Here is a 19,204-nt window from a genome sequence, read left to right as displayed (position 1 = left end):
ATAAATGCAAAATTTTATGCATATTTAGCATATTGACGTAATTCTTGTGTATATATTTTCCCCAGTTCAGATAAAACAGTATCTTTATGTACAATTATACCAATCTGAATTTTTTCATCAACATTTAAAGGAAGTGAAATAATGTCATCACCATGAAGATATTTGGGAAATACTCCCGATGAAATAGTATATCCATTGAGCCCAATTAAGAAATTAACTACCGCAGCACGATCACTTACCTTTATGCTCTTACTCACAGTTCTGGTACTCAAAATTTCTTCAGAGAAATAAAAGGAATTGTTCTTACCTTGACTATACCATATGCAAGGATAATCCTTAAGGTCTTCTAATTGTACTTCTTTTTTATTCGCAAGAGGATGCTGATTACAAATAAAAATATGAGGCTTAGCAGTAAAAAGTTCTGTATAAACCAAGTTATTTTCTTTGAGAATCTTACGTATAACATTTTCGTTGTAATCACTTAAATATATTATTCCCATTTCGCTGAACATTGTTTTTACATCTTCAATAATTTGATAAGTTGTTGTTTCATTCAACGTAAATTCATACTCATCAATACCAAACTCCTTAACCAATTCCACAAATGCATTTGCCGCAAAAGTATAATGCTGGGTAGATACGCAAAAACGCTGTTTAATCTTTGTATTATTAATATATTTTGATTCTAGCAGCTCTGACTGAGTTAATACCTGTCTTGCATATCCTAAAAACTCCATACCTTCATTTGTAACAGAAACACCCCTGTTATTCCGAATAAAAATTGTTATATGAATTTCTTTTTCTAGTTCAATAATTGCACTGGACAAGCTGGGCTGAGAAATTAACAATTCCTTTGCCGCTTCATTTATAGAGCTTTTTTCTGCAACCTTTACCACATATTTTAGCTGCTGCAAAGTCATAAGTACCGCCTCCTAGTAACCAAGTTCTTTTTCTACTATGATAACCTTTATTCTTCCTTTAATAAACTGACCTCTAATACTTACAAAATCATTACAAATTCTTTGTTCATGGCTGCAGTCAACACAATACCCTAATTTTGTACATGGAGTTTCTTTTCCCAGCCTCTTTGCATCTATAGGAGCTGCATAACGCCTTACTCTTTTTTCTGCTTCTTCTAAATTTTTAACAATTTTATTAATACCTATTACTATAATAACCTGTTTAGGTCCGTAAATCATGGGCGCAACTCTGCTTCCATTACCATCAATATTAAACAATTCTCCATTTTCTGTTATTGCATTTGAACTTGATAAAAATGTATCACAAGAGAAATTTTTAATATAAATTTCTTCTTTTTCTTCCCTTGTAATCCCTTCTCTATATTTATCTAGGAAATTAAACTTTCCTTCTCTTAAAAAATCTATAATTCCTAATTGGAAAAGAGTCATAGAATCACCTATACCAATAGTTGAACCCTCGGCAAGAAAACCTTTTAAAATCTCTATAAGCTTTTCTTTATCCTTAACGTAATAGCCCTGCATATTATTTTTGTCTAAATTCTTAATTAATCTTGAAATTTGATTTTCTCTATACCATAACACATTATTATCCATAATTTCAGTTCCCTCATAATAATTTTAAACATTCTTTAAAGCTTGCAAAAATATAATATCTGCTAATATCCCCTCAAAATTACAAGTCAATATTTCCTACATAGCAAACATAACAAAAAATTTTGCTTATGCTTATCTTTTTATATTTTATTTTTCTTTATAATAACTGAATAAGGGTGGTCATCATTTGATGGAGCAACTTCAATCAATTCTTCTGATTGTAGCATAGCTTGTATTCTCATAAAAAGCCAACTATCAACAACTCCGGATATTTGATTTAATGTTTTTCCTATTAGCTGTCCGATTCTAATCTCTTCTTCTGGCATATTTTCTCTAAGTGCAAAGTCATAAAAATCCACCGGAACACTTATTAGATTACCATTCACAATTACTCTTAGAGAAGCATTTTCATTTACAAGCTCCTTCCACATATTTGCATAAGTTTCACGTTGGCATTGACTTATTGATTCCTCATATTTAATAAGTTTTCCAAACTCTTCTGCAGGTATTTCCCCTGTATTTCTGTAACGAATATTATAGTTATCCATTTCAATCCATGCAGGAATACGAACAACAGAAAGAGGAATATTTGATTTTATCATTAAATGACATATAAAATATAAACTGCACACTTCATTAGGATCATTTAAACTTATCCACATTCTTATAGGTTCCAGTGTCGACCCTGCCTCCTTTATCCTCTCTAATGCATGTTGATTGGTTTCCCATATTTCATCGGATACGTCACTATAATGATTATACAAATCTTTAATCACATTTTTTCGTGATTCCATGCCAGTATGTAAATTTGAAATATCACCAATATCTAAATAGAGTGAAAAAGATTCAACATCCATTGAACTGCCTTCCATAGTTAATCCTGACCACTTATAAGTTTTGTTTTTGTTTCTCGTTTTTTGTTTACTTCCTTTTTCTACGGCAGCTATACCTGAAGAATATTCCTTTCCATGTTTCATTGATTTAGCCAGTTTTAAACCACCGCCAGCACTTTCATTAAAGGCAAGTTCTACCATAAACATACTCCCTTTCCTGCTACGTTATAATTTTGTTATCGTTACACTTGTACTATTAACTTAATTATACCTTATATCACCAATATACTCTTATACATTTTCTATATTTTCATCTTTTACAGAGAACTTTATGTATGTCATAATCATTTCTGAAGCCTTGTTTGAATTTAATCCAGTAACATCCAAGCATAGGTTATAATTGGGCGAAAAACCCCATATTTGTCCCGTATAATATTTATAATGTATAAATCGTTTCTTATTAATATCGCGCATATGCTTTAATGCTTGTTTTTTATCAATATGCTCACGTTCCATAATCTGCTTGATCTTATAGTCTTCTTTCGCATGTATAAATACATTATAACAATTATCCATATTTTTTAAAATATAATCTGCACATCTTCCAACAATTACGCAATTTCCTTTACTTGCCGCCTCTTTAATAATATTAGCTTCAACTTCATATAATTTATCAAGCTCTGTTTCTTCTTCTGTCAATGCATAATATTGAGAAAATAAATCATATAATAAACTATTTTTCATCTTTTGCTCTTTTGCTTCTATATAATCTTCCGGTAAGTCACTATTTTGTGCAGTCATCGTTATAATATTTCTGTCATAGTATTCAAATCCCAGCTTTTCCGCTAATTCCTGAGCAATCTGCCTTCCTCCGCTGCCATACTCTCTGCTTATTGTAACAACAATATTGTTATTTTCTTTTATAACTTGACCATCTTGTATATTATCATTACCAATTATAAAGCTTTCAACAAAGCTTAATTTTCTCTTTAAGAATCTTGCAATCATGCCAACAAGGAGTGCTGATATAACAGTTCCTTCACGTACTCCTGCAAATTTGTGAAATAAAATAAGACCAATAATGCCCGCAATAATTGTAACTGATGAATCAAACGCAACTTTGGTCTTACCAAAATCTTTATGAAAAGTTACAGAAACAGCCTTTACAAATGATTCACCCGGCAGCATAACCACATCTGCAACCATTTCCGTATATACACCGATACCCAAGATTATACATCCTGCTATTAAAGATATAAATTTCATCAAATAAGTTTCTGGAGCCATAAAAGATAATAAACTCATAGTTAAATCAATAAACCATGAAAATACAAAAGAAACGGGTATTTGTAAAATATACTGTTTAGGAAATTTCTTCCGAAGCAGAATGATTTGAATAATAATCAAAATAATGCTCATGTAAAGGGTAAACATACCCAGTGTAGGTTTAAAACCAAGACTTAAGGTATAAGGAATACTTGATATAGGTGATGTACCAAGGCTGGCTTTTGTTATAAAACTTACTCCAAATGAATTGATAAATAATCCTATTATAAATATAATGTATCTTTTTAATAATTCTACTTTGCTCATTGAAGCCTCTCCGTTTCTGTCATATTACAGCATATTTTAATAAATGTATTCATAAACTGTTCTTTTTCTTCTGTTCCTATTCCTTTAAAGATTTTCTCTTCTATTTCCAGAAAAATTTCTGATACTTTTTCTGCTTTTTTTCTTCCCTTTTCAGTTAAATACACAAAACTGGAACGACGGTTGCCTTTTATTACTCTTCGCTCTACTAACTCTTTTTCTTCCATACGTTCCAAAATTCCTGTAAGTGTAGCTGGATCTATCTGGCACCCATAAGCGATATCTTTTTGTATACTTCCATCATGTGTACTAAGATAATCTAGAATTTTAGGCTGCCCTGGCGTTAATCCAATTTCGATTATTTTTTTTAGTACTCTTTTTTGAAACAATGCCTGATTTATCATACTTAAATAATGAAAACTCTTATCCATATATCCTCCTAATATTTGTTTGCTAATTGTTAGCTTGCTAATTATTATGATATATTATAATTAAATGAAAAGTCAAGTCAATAAGATATCATTTCTTTCTTAAAAGATTCCTCTTCAAACCTGCTTACAGGTAAAAATAAAAAACCTGACAGAGCCAACACAACAAGTATTGGCTTCATCAGGCCTTGTTTTATTTGATAATCTTCTATACCTCAATTCCCTTCAACAGCAACTTAAAATGCTCCACCGCCTGCTCTTTCAAATCAAATTCAGGATAACGGATACACCATTCGTAGCTGATACCTCTTATTGCCATTACAAGTTGTCGAGAAGTAATATCAACCGACAGGGTGCTTCTAAATTCACCCTGTTGTATTCCCTTCTCTAATACGTTATGGAACAGCGTGTAAAGCTCACGTCTGTATCCCTTGACCGCCTCGGTATCAACAGTCCTCTCAAGCAGCATATGATAAACCTTTTTCATGTTTTCATAACCAATTGTACCAGCCAAAACATCGGTTATTTTTTCAATCAAAACAAGCAGTACCTCTGAAGAAGATATATCGGATGGCAGTGTTTCTAAAAAGGACTTGTAATTCATATCAGCTCGAGCAGCATAATCTGCAATCAACATGGCTATCAACGCGTCCTTTGATTCAAAATGCACATAAAAAGCACCTTTTGTAATTCCTGCAGCATCAGTAATATCTTCCACACTGACATCATCAAAATCATGTTCCGTAAACAGCTTCTCAGCAATTTCATAAAGTTTCTTTTTTGTTTCGGCTCCTTGCACCTTTTTCTTGTTGGGTTTTTTTTCTCTCATATCCTGCTCCTCTATTGATTTTTTTTAAAGAATACCATATAATAAGCTAGGTTAATAACCGTGTTTACTAAATATGGTTATCGTAATTACAGTATAACACTTTTAAAGATAAAATTCAAGTAATTGTAACTAAGCAAGCATGGCATTTAAGATTTTCATCTTACTAACTATGGGTATTAATTGATGATTAAACAACAATTTTCAAGTTGCGAAATGGAGGAAACAGTATGCACAAAAACAAAACTATTCAAAAGCTTATGACCGTGATGCTTTCCATCATCATGGCTGTAGGTATGATCCCTGTTTCAGTTTCGGCTGAAACGGACGAAGTTCCCGACAGCTTAAGCAAAGAAATTACTGCGTTTGCAGAATTAGCGGCTGACATTGCGGCACAAAGTGTACCACTAAGCACATCTAAAGCCGATTTAAATTTACCTGAAACCTTAAGGGCAACGGTAAGACCTATTGCTTCGGAAGACGGTGATGTGACAGATTATAGTGAGACTTCTTCAGAAGCAGACGACAGTACCAACGCAACAAGCAGCACTGCAATAGATATAGTTGAATCAGATGTTCAAACGCTGGATATTCAGGTAACATGGGAAGCCGTTCCGTCGTATTCTCCTGAAACATCAGGAACTTATGTTTTCCACCCCGTTTGTCCGCAAGATTACATAATAAAAGAAGATCTGAGCTTACCAATAATCACTGTCACTGTTGGAGTACAGTCGGTAATGCCTACGGAAACAGGACCAACTTCACAAATTACTTTTATGGATAGATTTGATAAAGAGGAAACTGTAACAGCAACAAAGCTTACGAATAGTACCACCGAGCTGCCAGATGGATGGTACTATGCCACAGGTAATCTGTGTATTAACAGTACTCTCACCGTTACCGGCAATGCACAAATTATTCTTACCGACGGCTGCAATTTAACTGTGACCTCAAGTCATACTCCCTCACATAATGGAGCCGGCATCAATGTATGGGCAGGTGATTACTTTACGCCAAAGCGAAGCCTTACCATTTACGCACAATCTGAAGGTACTGGTACATTAAATGCCTATGGAGATGTTAATGGGGCGGGCATCGGAGGCGGTACATGTCAAAGTGCTGGCAACATCACCATTGTTGGCGGAACAGTCAATGCATACGGTAAGGATGAGGGTGCCGGTATCGGCGGCGGGCAGTTCGGTACAGGTGCTACAGTTACCATTTACGGCGGAACGATAAACGCAGTAGGTGGCAAACAGACTGCTGCAGGCATAGGAGGCGGTACACGTGGCTCAGGCAATAAAGTATATATTCACGGTGGTACAATAAATGCAACTGGTGGAAATAACGGCGCAGGGATTGGTGGCGGGGATTTCTATAACGGTGGCGATGTCTATATTTATGGCGGTACAGTCAATGCAGCCGGAGGTACTTACGGCGCAGGCATTGGTGGCGGCTATGGAGGCAACGGCGGTAACGTCATTATTGACGGCGGTACAGTAAGGGCCGTTGGTGGTTCATATGGAGGCAAAGACATTGGAGGCGGTTGGGGGCTCTCCCCTACCCTAGACGGATCAATAAAAAACAGTCATTGTGAAAATGTGTATCTGAATGTTCTTACTCTGCCGGACAAAGCAAACACCCCTATTACAGATGGCAGCATCAACAATGTTACCTGCGTAAAGAGTTTCAACAGCCTTGATCCCTTTCACAATTATAATAATAAAGCCTATGGTATCAAAGATGTAAAAACCAATTCAAACAGCAAATTATATTTTTACTTGCTGGCATCTGATGACAAAGAGCTTGTCAGCCTGACCGCTGACAACAACACCCACCATGCCATATATTCACGCGGTACCACCACGGTTAATGAAACTCTATACACTTCACCGCATACCTGGGATGATGTTCAAACTTTCCTTGACTACATGGATGAAGTAACACTAGATTTTTCCAATTTTACAACACCAGAAAATGGCATGTTATATACCTTTGATGTAGGTTCAAACAAAACTGTGACACTTAAAGGCAATGGAACACAAATTAAAAATATTGCCTTTATATTTAACGAATCCAATAATATTACAATTGAAAATATAAATATTATGTCAGCTGATTTGAATACCGGCAGCAATAGTAGTAAAAAATGCTATACGCCGCTTTATTTTACCGGAAAGAATAACACTCTGATAATTAAGGGAACCAATACCATTACCAGCCAATATGGCTCAGCCATTGGTGTTCCTTTTTATGCATCGCTTATGATAACGGCTGACTCCGACAATACAAATTCCATCCTCAATGCTTATAGTAGTGATACTTCAATTGCAGCTATTGGTAACGGCTATAATCAAATACATGGTAGAATCAATATTGTCAATGTAACGATTAACACAAACAACAGTTTGCCTGGCTCATACCATCATAATAGTGAATCAAGCAGCAACTCTAATGGCAGCAGTTCATCTGTAGATATTAAAACTGAATCTGTTGTATCAACACTGCAAACGCATCCTGACCAACCTATAACAGCAACTGCTTATGTTACCGCAACCGCCGGGGTAAACGGTATAGCCAGTGTATCCGTCCCGGAAAAAACAGTAACCGATGCCATTGCCAAGGCACAGGTCGATGCAAAGATACAGGAAGGAACCTCAAACGGAGTTTCCGTGAATCTCAACTTCATAATGCCAAAAGATTCAGCCTCACTGACAGCAACCCTATTTCGCAATTCCCTGAACGACCTTGTGAAAGCTGGTGTGTCCACCCTTGAAATCAACAGTTCTTCAATAAATGTGAGCTTTGATCTGAAAGCATTACAGGAAATTCAAAAACAAAGTAACGGCAACATGACCATCACAATTAATCCTGTAAAATCCCTTTCCTCCGGTGCAGCAACCATGATTGGCACAAGACCGGTGTATGATATCACGGTCCGCTCCATAAAAGATGGCAAAACAGTTACAATATCAAGTTTTAACGATGGTGGTGCAATAATCTCCATTCCTTACACTCCAGGAAAATACGAATCCGGGACATATCTCTATGGCGTGTACGTTGATACGAAAGGCAACCCTTCCCTCGTAGCTGGTTCTGCTTACGATGCCGACACAGGAACAATTATCATACCTACTGGACATCTGTCAGTGTACGGCGTAGGTTATACAAATCCAGCAGCAAAGTTTACCGACATCAGTTCCCATTGGGGCAAGGATGACATTGACTATGTGGTCGGTCGCGGACTTTTCTCCGGCGTCTCAGATAATACTTTTGCACCCAACAACACTATGACACGTGGAATGCTGTTAACTGTGCTTGGCAGACTGTCGAATGTGGATACAAAACTTCACACTTCAAACAGCTTCATTGATGTAAAAGCAGATAACACATACCGTCCATATATTGAATGGGCATATCAGGAAAACATCATACAGGGTATAGGCAATGGTAAATTTGAGCCTAACCGCACTGTCACTCGCGAAGAAATTGCCATGATCTTTGCAAACTATGCTAAAGCCACTGGCTATTCACTGCCTATCGCCCGTGAGGAAAAAACCTACGCAGATGTTTGCGACATAAGTGACCTCTATATAAATTCAGTGAAAATCATGCAACAGGCGGGCATTATGATGGGCAACACAGAAAACAGGTTCAATCCCAAGTCTAGCGCCACCCGTACAGAGGTTTCTTCCATGCTACATCGCTACATTAATTTGACAATTGACCCGCATACCGCACAGGGTTGGACGTTAAACGATGCCGGGCAATATCTCTACTACAAGGATGGCCATATCTTAACCGGTACACAGACCATTGACAGTGTAAAGTATTTCTTTGAAACCACAGGTATTTTAAAAACATGCTGGGTAAAGGACGGTGACAATTGGCGTTACTACTCTGGCAACAAAATGCTCATCGGATGGAAAGATTTTGAATCCAATGACAACAAGAAGACCTACTACTTTACCAAGGATGGCATCATGGTATCCGAAAAATGGATTCAGATTGACAGCAAGTGGTATTACTTCTACCACGACGGCTCTCTTGCCGTAAACGCCAAGATTGACGGTTACAAGATAGATGGAAATGGCGTAAGAAAATCACAATAGCTTTAAAAACCAACCACGTTTAATTAAGTTGTAAAATAAAACTAGACAAGAATAGCCATCTTTCCTACTAATATTTTATAATTATTTAAAATGATATGATATTATGGGAATTTTGAAGTCTTGACGTTAAATATTTCAATAACGAGTGCTCTGTTACGCCTTAGACTATTTAAGCCCAATTTAATATAAGATTGAATTGGGCTTTTCATAATATTGTTATTAAATTTGTTATTTATTTCATCAGATTGACAACTTCAGCTTTTATTTAGATATCTATTTTAAAGATATTAGAAATCATTTTTTTTAATAAATTCTTCCATTTGTTTTTTTATTTCATCAGTCAATGAATCCATTAAATAATTACGCTTTTTACCCTGTTCTTCCTTGTGGTTCTTTTGAATTCTTTCGTTAGCAGATTCAACCTCAATCTTTAATTCTCTGGCAGATAATAAAGCTCCCCCTACCCCTCTTACAATTATCTGCTGCAAACCATCTGAAGTCGCCACTGTTATATTATATTTTTTATGATTATCATGTGTAAATTTCTCAATATACTGATCCGCGGTTTGAGCTTCTCTTGTATACACCACATGTATATTATTATAATCTAATATTTCTTCTCTATGGCCTAGAACTCTATATGCATCAAATACAACAATAATTTTACACTGACAAATTCCCTGATAATTACTAAGTATCTCAAGCAATTTCATTCTTGCACCTTCCATATTATCAACAATAAGCTCTTTAAGCTCTGGCCAATCGTGTATAATATTGTATCCATCTACAAGAAGATATTCTTCATTAGCTTCTCTGTTTATGGTTATATATTTTTCCTCACCGTAATAACTTTCTGATGAAGGTTTATTTCTTTTCCAGATAGACTTTTTCCCTTGATTCGCATAAAAAGTTTTATTAAAAATTTCATCTACTTCTTCTAAACTGATGCTTTTTTCTTCTGAATATAAAGACTGATTTATATTTGTTTCTTCTGAAAAATTATTTTTTCTATCAAAATAACTTTCAATATGCATATAATCTTTAACTTTATCCCATTCCACTAAAAATCCCGCACCATGTGTGCAAAAAACAGACCCAGTTGGATTTTCCAAATCTCGTTCCGAATCATATCCAATACTATGAATTACCTCATCTGAATTATGGCATAATTCATAACCTTTTAAACTGCAGAATAATCTTCCAAGCCCTTTGCTATATGTAACAACTTCTTTTTGATAATTTCTCATAGTTGAAACAGGAGCACTGCCTGTAAGAATGACCCTTTCATCATCTGTTTGTAAAATTTCACTAATACCATTCATTCTTTCAATATCAGTCATAGCCCTGCCTACCATTTTCTCGGGAATCTCAAGTTGGAAAGAATAATAAGGTTCAAGCAACACTGATTCTGCTTCTTTTAAACCCTGACGAACTGCACGATAAGTGGCCTGCCTGAAATCTCCGCCTTCTGTATGCTTATTATGAGCTTTGCCTGAAACTAAAGTAATTTTCATATCCGTAACAGCTGCGCCTGTTAAAACACCTTTATGTTCTTTCTCATTAAGATGGGTTAAAACAAGTCTTTGCCAGTTTTTACTGAGTAAATCCTCACTGCATTGTGTTTCGAATTGAATACCACTCCCCGGCTCACTTGGTTCCATTAACAAATGTACTTCTGCATAATGTCGAAGTGGTTCAAAATGACCTACCCCTTCAACAGCATTTGCAATTGTTTCCTTATAAACAATCCTCCCTTCGCCAAAACCCACATTAATTCCGTAGCGGCTTTCAATAATGCTCTGCAAAATTTCAATCTGTACCTCACCCATGATTTGCGCATGGAGTTCTTGTAACTGCTCATTCCAAACAATATGAAGTTCCGGTTCTTCTTCTTCGATCTGACGTAACTTTGGGAGCATTTCTCTTGGCTGACAATTCTTCGGAAGTATTATCTGATAAAACAAAACTGGTTCCAATACGGGTGTGCTGGAATTTTCTTCTATTCCTAAACCTTCTCCAGGCTTTGTTTGACTAAGTCCTGTTACTGCACATACAGAACCTGCCTCTGTTTCACTTATCGCATTATATTTATTTCCAGAATATATACGAATTTGATTTACTTTTTCCTGCCAATCATTATTTGTTAAAACATCTTTTACTTTAAGTTTTCCCCCTGTGATTTTCATATGAGTAAGGCGATTTCCCTGCTCATCTCTTGTTATTTTGTATACTTTAGCTCCAAATTCACGAGGATAAGATGGTATGGAAGTATACTTTTTAATTCCCTTTAAAAATTCTTCAATACCTTCTAACTTTAAGGCAGAGCCAAAGAAACAGGGATATACTTTTCTAGTTTTTACGGCTTTTCTAATATCTATCGTTTCAATGTGTCCTATTTCAAGATACTTTTCCATTAAAATTTCATGGCACATGGCAAGTTCATCATAAAAATCATTTGTCTCGCTTTGTCCAAATTCAATGCAGCCGTCACTCAGTTGTTTTTTAATTTCCTCTATTAATTTCCCTTTATCCGTACCATTCTGATCCATCTTGTTTATGAATAAAAATATTGGTATTTTATATTTATCAAGTAACTGCCATAATGTTTTGGTATGCCCCTGTACACCATCTGCACCACTTATTACTAAAACGGCATAGTCGAGAACCTGAAATGTTCTCTCCATCTCTGCTGAAAAATCCACATGTCCTGGAGTATCCATTAATGTAATTTGAGTATCTCCTATATTAAATACAGCCTGCTTAGAAAAAATTGTGATTCCTCTTGATTTTTCTAAATCATAAGTATCTAAATAAGCATCTTTCTTATCTACCCTTCCTAATTTTTCAATTTTACCGCTCAGATATAACATACTTTCTGATAAAGTGGTTTTACCTGCATCCACATGTGCTAATATACCAATAATTAATTTCTTCATAATCTATTTCAAATCCTTTATTTTTAAGCTATTTTTATAGCAGTGCTCTTTTAAGCATGCATATTTTTTATTATTCTTAATTATTAGGATACCAGTTGATTTATAATTTGACAAATTTATTTTTCTTTTATTAATAAAATCAGATTTGTTATATCTGTTATAATATTTTAATCACTTAAATTTATAGTAATGTATATGAATACATAATAATATAAAATTAATTTGTTTTATCAATTACCGATAAACAAGCATTCATTACATATTTCGTAATATTACTCCTATTTATAATTCCAATCATATGTCCATTTTCTATTACAGGTGCTTTTTTCAAATTATGTTCACTCAAAATTCTGCAGACTTCATCAAGTTTATCATCTGCATTTACTGTAAAAACTTGTTTAGAAGCAATTTCAATTACATTTAATGATATCAAATTTTGCATCTTTTTATTGAATCCGTAGCCTTCATTATTTACTATTGCTTGTGAATAAGCACTAATGAATAAAGGATTATATTTTGTTAAATAACGTACAATATCACCATCACTTATAAATCCAATCATATTTTTGTTTTTATCCACTACTGGTAAACCACTAACTTTTTTTTCTACAATAACCTTTATAGCATCTAAAAGTGTTACATCCGCACTAACTGTATAAACATCTTCTTTCATAATAGATCGGACAGATACAAGTTCCTGTTTTTCTCCCGTTTCATTCTTTTTAAACTTCCTTACATACAAAGCTAATATAAAACCAACAAAAGAAAATATTGCTGCAATTAAAGATACTGCCATGAAACCGTTCCCAAAAGCTTCAACACTATTAGCATCCGACATCAAGTTTATTTTCATAACAGCGTAATATATTCCTGTAAAAAGAGAAGCTCCAATACATCCTGCAATCTGAAAACCCATACTAATAACGGTAATTCCATGAGCATTCAGATTCCTGTTTAAATAAGACAATGCAAAACTCTGCACAGGTCCGATAACCAACGCAGAACCACAAATTACAGGTATGTAAATGATGGCAAACAACAAAAAAGAATCTATATTTTTACATAAGGACAATATAACAGTAAAAACGCAAACCATTAAAAAGCCTAAGGGCAATAAAACATTGACTCCATGCCTATCATAAATTTTACCCGCTATAGGAGCTACTGCACAGGAAAGTAAAATTGCAGGGAATAATGTCAGTGAGGCTACTAAAGAAGTTGCTCCCATAGCACTTTGCATATACATAGGCAAAATTATGTTCAGCGCAAAAATTATAATTAACGATATCATGTTAATAATGACACCAATAGCAAAAGGCTTAACTAATAAAGGTTCAAGATCAATAAACGGTTCATCAAGTTTCTGCTGACGTACAATAAAAACAAATAATAAAATTATACCAATTAATATAGAAAAGACAGCAATACTTATATTTCCGGAAAAGATTGTAGATATGCCATAGAGAATACCAATTAAAGCTAAGCTTATTAACGCAACAGATGATGCATCAAGCTTTGGGTGAGTTAATTCTGCTAAATCTTCTAAAAATAAAGCTCCATTTATAAAACATATAGTTGACAACCCAGCAAATATCCAAAACAATGCATGCCAATTAAAAAATGCTAAAATAAATCCAGCTATTATCAAGCTTAAAGAAGGTCCCAGTGTAGTCATCGCCCCCATAATACCCATATATGTCCCCAATTTTTTTTTGGTGCTACCTCTAAAGTAATATTCATTCCAATAGGAACCAACATACCTGTACCAATGGACTGCACAATTCTTCCAATAAGTAATATAGAAAATACTGATGCCAATCCACAAATTATACTCCCTATAATAAGAAAACTGACAGTTATCAAAAACAAACGTTTTGTAGATACATTTCTATAAATAAAAGCTGATACTGGTACCATTACAGCAGCTCCCAGCATGTAAGCTGTAGAAAGCCAAGAAACAGTAGATTCACTAATATTTAGTGTTTGAGTTATAGGTGTGAAGGCAACGTTTAAGAACGTTTCATTAAAAGTTGCCAAAAATGCTGTAAACGCTGCAACCATTATAATCATTTTAATTTTTTTTGATGAATTCATATATTCCCTCTTCTTTCATTTTTGAACACAAAAAAACACATATAATGTTTTGTCCCGTAATCAGATTTACGTGCAAAGCACTACATGTGTCGTTTCTTAATGTTTATTATATTATAAAGTTAATATATCATATTAATTTTTAAAAATCAAGATTACAATTCTAGCCAAAATAATTTAAGCATTTATAACCTATTGGTATTGCTTTTTTAACATGGAAGAAAAGATTCCATCTTTCTCTTTTAATTCCATAGGAGTTCCTGTTTCTGTTATAGCCCCGTCTTTAAGAACAACAATCTTATCAGCTCCTAAGACAGTTCTCATACGATGTGCAATAATTAAAACTGTCTTATTTTTTATAAGTTCACTGAGGGCTCTTTGTATTTTGCTCTCATTTTCTGTATCAAGAGATGCTGTAGCTTCATCAAGAAGAATAATTGGAGAATCTTTTAAAATTGCCCTTGCTATTGAAATACGCTGCCTTTCTCCCCCTGATAGTCTTTCTCCATTTTCCCCAATCAATGTATCATATCCATGGGAAAGTTTTTTAACAAATTCATCGCATTGAGCTAGCTTTGCAGCTTTCATTACTTCTTCATCCGAAGCATCTCTCTTTCCAATACGGATATTATCCATAACACTTGAATTAAAAAGTGTAACATCCTGAAAAACTATTGAATAATTGTTTAAGAGGGTTTCAGGTTCAACAAGAGAAATATCTTCTCCTCCTAAAGTAATCACTCCTTTATTTATATCCCAAAATCGTGCAGATAATTTGGCCACTGTACTTTTTCCTCCTCCTGAAGGACCCACAAGTGCCGTTACCTCGCCTTGCTTCGCAGTAAAGCTTACATGCTTCAAAGTTTGAACTCCATCTTGATATGAAAAATCAACGTTATTGAATTTAATATCATAATTTTTTGGATAAAACTCTGACTTGCCTTCTTGCCTTGGCATTTCATCCATTTCTTTCATACGCTTTATACGTACATTTAAAAAGATAAGTAATGCAATATTATTCATTGCATCCATTATCGGATTATAAATACGTGCTGTAACTACGAGAAAAACAAGATAAGTAAAAATATTTACGGAGCCAACTGATAAAAGATAGGCACCTGTTAATATAACAGTTGGAAGTCCAAGTTTTAATAATACATAGGAAAGGTTAATCAATGCCCCTGTTAAAAGTTCACCTTTAATCATTAATTTTTCGTAATTATCAAGCTTTGAACTTAAAGTATGTGAATAAGACTCTTCTCTGTTGTATGACTTTATTTCATAAACTGAATCAAGTCCCTCTTGGATTTTATCTGAAATATCCCTTTTTACATAATAAAGTTTTGAATGCATAGTATCTTGAAACTTTCTTGATAAATAAAATACCAAAGCTGCTACAGGAACAACCCAGAACACAGCAAGAGACAACTGCCAATTATAAAAGAACAATAACACACTCATAATTAAAACAGTTATTATTCCTCCATAAATCTGGGGAACAGCATGAGAGAAAAGAGTCTCTACCTGAGTTGCATCCTCCATTATTGTTGCACTTAAATCAGAAATATCTTTTTTACCGAAAAATGCCAGTGGCAGCTTTCTTAAAGTTTCAGCCAAACTTATTCTTCTTTTTGCACTCTCTTCATAAATTTTAGTATATGTGGAATCATATTGAAAATACGCAATAATAAATATGACTACGAAAAAAGCTACAGACATAATAACATAGTAAAGAATACTGTTTACCTGATTATTGGAATTATTTAAAAGGACGTTCATATATTCGTCTAAAAACATAAAACTCAGGATTACAGGAATCATAAGACTAAGGTCCATTACTATAGTCCATATAATTGACCGAAAAAGATCTTTCGCCCCTTTTTCAGACATAGCAAATTTATTTTGAAAATATTTAAGCATTTTGTCCTCCTTTATTTACAGTTTCTTTAGTAGCTATCTTCCAAGCCACAGATTTTTGATATTCTTCCCACATATTTTTATATATGCCTCCCTTTTTTACAAGCTCATCATGTGTCCCTGTTTCAGCAATTTTTCCACCGTCTATAACCAGTATTCGGTCAACATTTTGTACGCTTGTAAGCCTATGAGCAATCATCAAAGTAGTTTTTCCTCGGCTAAGTTCTTTAAGAGCTTTTTGAATTAAATGTTCATTTTCTGGATCAGCAAAAGCAGTCGCTTCATCCAAAAGTACTATAGGAGCATTTTTTACAATAGCTCTTGCAAGGGCTATTCTTTGCTGTTCACCCCCAGAAAGATAAGTTCCTTTAGATCCTATTATCGTATCAATACCGCTTTCAAAGTTATCAATTATTTCTCTCGACTGAGAAAAATTAATTGCTTTATTTATTTCGTCTTCACTTACGTTTTCTTTTCCAAACAGTATATTATCTCTCAATGAGCCTTTAAATAACTTCGTACTTTGAAAAACGAAAGAAATTTTATCCATAAGTTCTTTTTTAGGAATATCTTTTACATTTATTCCACCTACTAAGACTTCACCTCCATCTACATCCCAAAATCTAGCGGCTAATCTTGCAATTGTTGTTTTTCCTCCTCCTGATGCTCCTACAAGGGCAATAGTTTCTCCTTCATTCAATTTAAAACTTATTTTATCAATTGAACGTTTATCACTGTCTTCATATGAAAATACTACATCTTTAAATTCAATGCTGCTACTTTTAATATTCTTTGGATTTTCCGTATAGTTCATAACCTGGTAATCTAATATGTTATCTAATCTGTCTATGGCTTGTTCAGCAATCATTACATTTTGCTGAAAATGCATTGATTTCATTAAAAGCATACTAAATATGGGCGATATGAGAATATAGAAAATAAAATCAGCAAGTACAAGAGCAATATTTTCTCCTCTTCCTATTAAAAAAATAGCCACAGGAATTATGAAAAATGCTGCAGATTGCATAATTGTGCTGTAAAACGACATTGGCGTTCTCCAAAGAAGAGTATAAGCATAAACCATTTCTTTATATTTTATTATGCTGTCATAAAATCGTCTAAAAGAAAATATAGTCTGACCAAATGTTTTTACAACAGGAATACCCCTGATATATTCTACTGACTCAGAACTCATTTCTTCTAAAGAGTCATAATACATTTGCTGGAATTTTTTCCCCTCAGCACTCATCATAAATCTCATAGTTATAAAGCCCAATACTATTGGCACTAAAGAGGCAAGCCCCATTCTCCAATCTACAACAAAAAGTAAAACCAAAAGTATAATAGGTGTTACTACACTCCCTGCCATATCTGGCAATTGATGTGCTAAAAATGTATGGGTTGTTCCTGCTCCATCATTTACAATTTTTCGTATTCTTCCACTAGAGTTTTTATCAAAAAATCCAAGAGGCATAGACATTATTTTTTTCATACCTACTTTTTGCATACCTACCTCTACTCTAAAAGCTGCAAGATGTGAACTCAAAAGGGAAATGAAATATAATAATACTCCTCCTATTGCACTTGCAAATGCAATCCATGCATAAAAGCTAACATTAGAAACGTCAATGGATTGTGGCGACGACAAGATATTACGAACTATGTACCATACAAGTACAAAAGGCAAAATGTTAAGAACCGCTGAAATTCCTGACAATACAAGTGATAACGGCAAAAGCCCTTTCTTATTACCCATATAAGGTGTGAACCGACTTAAAACAAATTTCTTTTTCTCTTTTGGCATAATTTAAATCCTCCTATCCCTAACTGAACTTACTTTGATTAATGTAAAAATTATAAGCAACTTGGTTAGCTTTTGCTAACTAACGGTCAAAAAAATATTAATACAAATGGAAGCATATTTATATTTTTTTAAATAGAGTTTTTCAATACCGGCATGAATAAAAACAGCCATTCGATTAACGTAATCATCAATCTCTTTTCTTTCTGGCTCGTAACACAATTTCCTCCAAAAATCTGACATATATAGTCGCAAGAGTATGAACAAACATTCCATTTTTTAAATTAATATAAACAATATGAGGAAATAAAATTTAAGCTTTATAAAACTCAAATACTTTTTTTTCTCAATTTTATAAGTTATACTATAATTAATCTATTATTCTCACCATGCTCATAGCTTTATAAAAACATAAGTTATAATAAACTCTCAAATATGGAGGAAGTTAAATGGAAAAACTTACATTTACTATGGAAAATTACCTAGAAGCAATATATGAACTTTCAAAACAAGGAGAAGGAGTACGTGTATCTGATATTGCAAAAAGAATGAATGTAACAAAAGCAAGTACCAACAGTGCTATGTCAACACTATCTGAAAAAGGCCTCATTACAAATGAAAAATACAAGGAAATATTTCTTACCCCAAAAGGTTTTAAATTAGCTAAGTTCACTGCTGAAAAACATCATGTAATAGAAAACTTCTTTATTAATATATTGAAAGTTAAAGCTTCAACTGCTACAAAAGATGCCTGTGCCATTGAACATGTCATAAGCAGTGATTCTATTACTGCAATGCAGGAATTTATGAATTTATACAATGAGGAATAGCATAAAAGCCCTTTAATTTCTCCAATGTTTCTATAAATAATTATAATATCATTTTAAAAATTTAACAGCATAGCAAATATGTAAAGTGTTCTTATTCAAAAGAAATTTAGAACAATCAAAGAAATTGATTCTTTCGTTTCCATATATTTTTCAATGTTAGTCAAAATTCCATTTTCACAAGATAATCATTTAACATTAATTTTTTATCATATCTATTATTAAGAAGTTAATATTTAATTTTAGCCGATACTGTTTTATAAGTTTTT

At 33.8% G+C, this 19,204-nt stretch carries 12 protein-coding genes and 1 pseudogene; 2 read left to right on the top strand and 11 right to left on the bottom strand.

Features of this window, described 5'->3' with window-relative positions:
• Window positions 1-14: 14 nt before the first annotated feature.
• The 6 genes from K292_RS0105565 to K292_RS19245 form a co-directional block, all read right to left on the bottom strand.
• Complete coding sequence (locus tag K292_RS0105565; protein WP_027399009.1) at window positions 15-920, bottom strand: LysR family transcriptional regulator; 906 nt, start codon at window positions 918-920, stop codon at window positions 15-17.
• A 12-nt stretch (window positions 921-932) separates the two neighbouring features.
• Window positions 933-1,574 carry a lactate utilization protein gene (locus K292_RS0105560; protein ID WP_027399008.1) on the bottom strand — a complete coding sequence of 214 codons (642 nt, stop codon included), beginning with the start codon at window positions 1,572-1,574 and terminating at the stop codon, window positions 933-935.
• A gap of 140 nt (window positions 1,575-1,714) precedes the next feature.
• A complete protein-coding gene (locus K292_RS16110; RefSeq protein ID WP_245570829.1) occupies window positions 1,715-2,614 on the bottom strand; it encodes a DUF3658 domain-containing protein in 900 nt (299 codons plus the stop codon).
• A gap of 84 nt (window positions 2,615-2,698) precedes the next feature.
• Entirely contained in the window at window positions 2,699-4,000 is a 1,302-nt protein-coding gene (locus K292_RS0105550; protein ID WP_027399006.1) for a cytidylate kinase family protein, read from the bottom strand.
• Window positions 3,997-4,428, bottom strand: a complete 432-nt coding sequence (locus K292_RS0105545; protein ID WP_027399005.1) for a MarR family winged helix-turn-helix transcriptional regulator — start codon at window positions 4,426-4,428, stop codon at window positions 3,997-3,999. The genes K292_RS0105550 and K292_RS0105545 overlap by 4 nt, the downstream gene beginning before the upstream one ends.
• Window positions 4,429-4,633: 205 nt before the next feature.
• Window positions 4,634-5,254 (bottom strand): TetR/AcrR family transcriptional regulator, encoded by a 621-nt coding sequence (locus K292_RS19245; RefSeq protein WP_027399004.1) that lies wholly within the window; start codon window positions 5,252-5,254, stop codon window positions 4,634-4,636.
• Between the two features lie 227 nt (window positions 5,255-5,481).
• Here K292_RS19245 and K292_RS17760 point away from each other — a divergent pair, with 227 nt between their 5' ends.
• Window positions 5,482-9,363: an S-layer homology domain-containing protein gene (locus K292_RS17760; RefSeq protein ID WP_027399003.1), complete on the top strand. Its 3,882-nt coding sequence runs from the start codon at window positions 5,482-5,484 to the stop codon at window positions 9,361-9,363.
• A 287-nt stretch (window positions 9,364-9,650) separates the two neighbouring features.
• Here K292_RS17760 and K292_RS0105530 read toward each other — a convergent pair whose 3' ends face one another.
• The 5 genes and pseudogenes from K292_RS0105530 to K292_RS0105515 all read right to left on the bottom strand — a co-directional run bounded on the left by K292_RS0105530 (window position 9,651) and on the right by K292_RS0105515 (window position 18,111).
• Entirely contained in the window at window positions 9,651-12,299 is a 2,649-nt protein-coding gene (locus K292_RS0105530) for a translation factor GTPase family protein (RefSeq protein WP_027399002.1), read from the bottom strand.
• Between the two features lie 217 nt (window positions 12,300-12,516).
• Window positions 12,517-12,741, bottom strand: a complete 225-nt coding sequence (locus K292_RS19035; protein WP_245570832.1) for a CBS domain-containing protein — start codon at window positions 12,739-12,741, stop codon at window positions 12,517-12,519.
• A 90-nt stretch (window positions 12,742-12,831) separates the two neighbouring features.
• Window positions 12,832-14,360 (bottom strand): annotated as a pseudogene (locus K292_RS16100) (MFS transporter); the annotation flags it as partial.
• Window positions 14,361-14,582: 222 nt separating this feature from the next.
• Window positions 14,583-16,310: an ABC transporter ATP-binding protein gene (locus tag K292_RS0105520; protein WP_027399001.1), complete on the bottom strand. Its 1,728-nt coding sequence runs from the start codon at window positions 16,308-16,310 to the stop codon at window positions 14,583-14,585.
• Window positions 16,303-18,111, bottom strand: a complete 1,809-nt coding sequence (locus tag K292_RS0105515) for an ABC transporter ATP-binding protein (protein WP_037372614.1) — start codon at window positions 18,109-18,111, stop codon at window positions 16,303-16,305. The genes K292_RS0105520 and K292_RS0105515 overlap by 8 nt, the downstream gene beginning before the upstream one ends.
• Before the next feature lie 446 nt (window positions 18,112-18,557).
• Between K292_RS0105515 and K292_RS0105505 the strand changes: the two genes are divergently transcribed.
• Entirely contained in the window at window positions 18,558-18,938 is a 381-nt protein-coding gene (locus tag K292_RS0105505) for a metal-dependent transcriptional regulator (protein WP_027398999.1), read from the top strand.
• Window positions 18,939-19,204 lie beyond the last annotated feature (266 nt).

It is taken from the genome of Anaerovorax odorimutans DSM 5092 (assembly GCF_000426305.1).
Taxonomy (GTDB): Bacteria; Bacillota; Clostridia; order Peptostreptococcales; family Anaerovoracaceae; genus Anaerovorax; species Anaerovorax odorimutans.
Note: the sequence above shows the minus strand (reverse complement) of the source record. Positions and strands in the feature narration are given on the sequence as shown.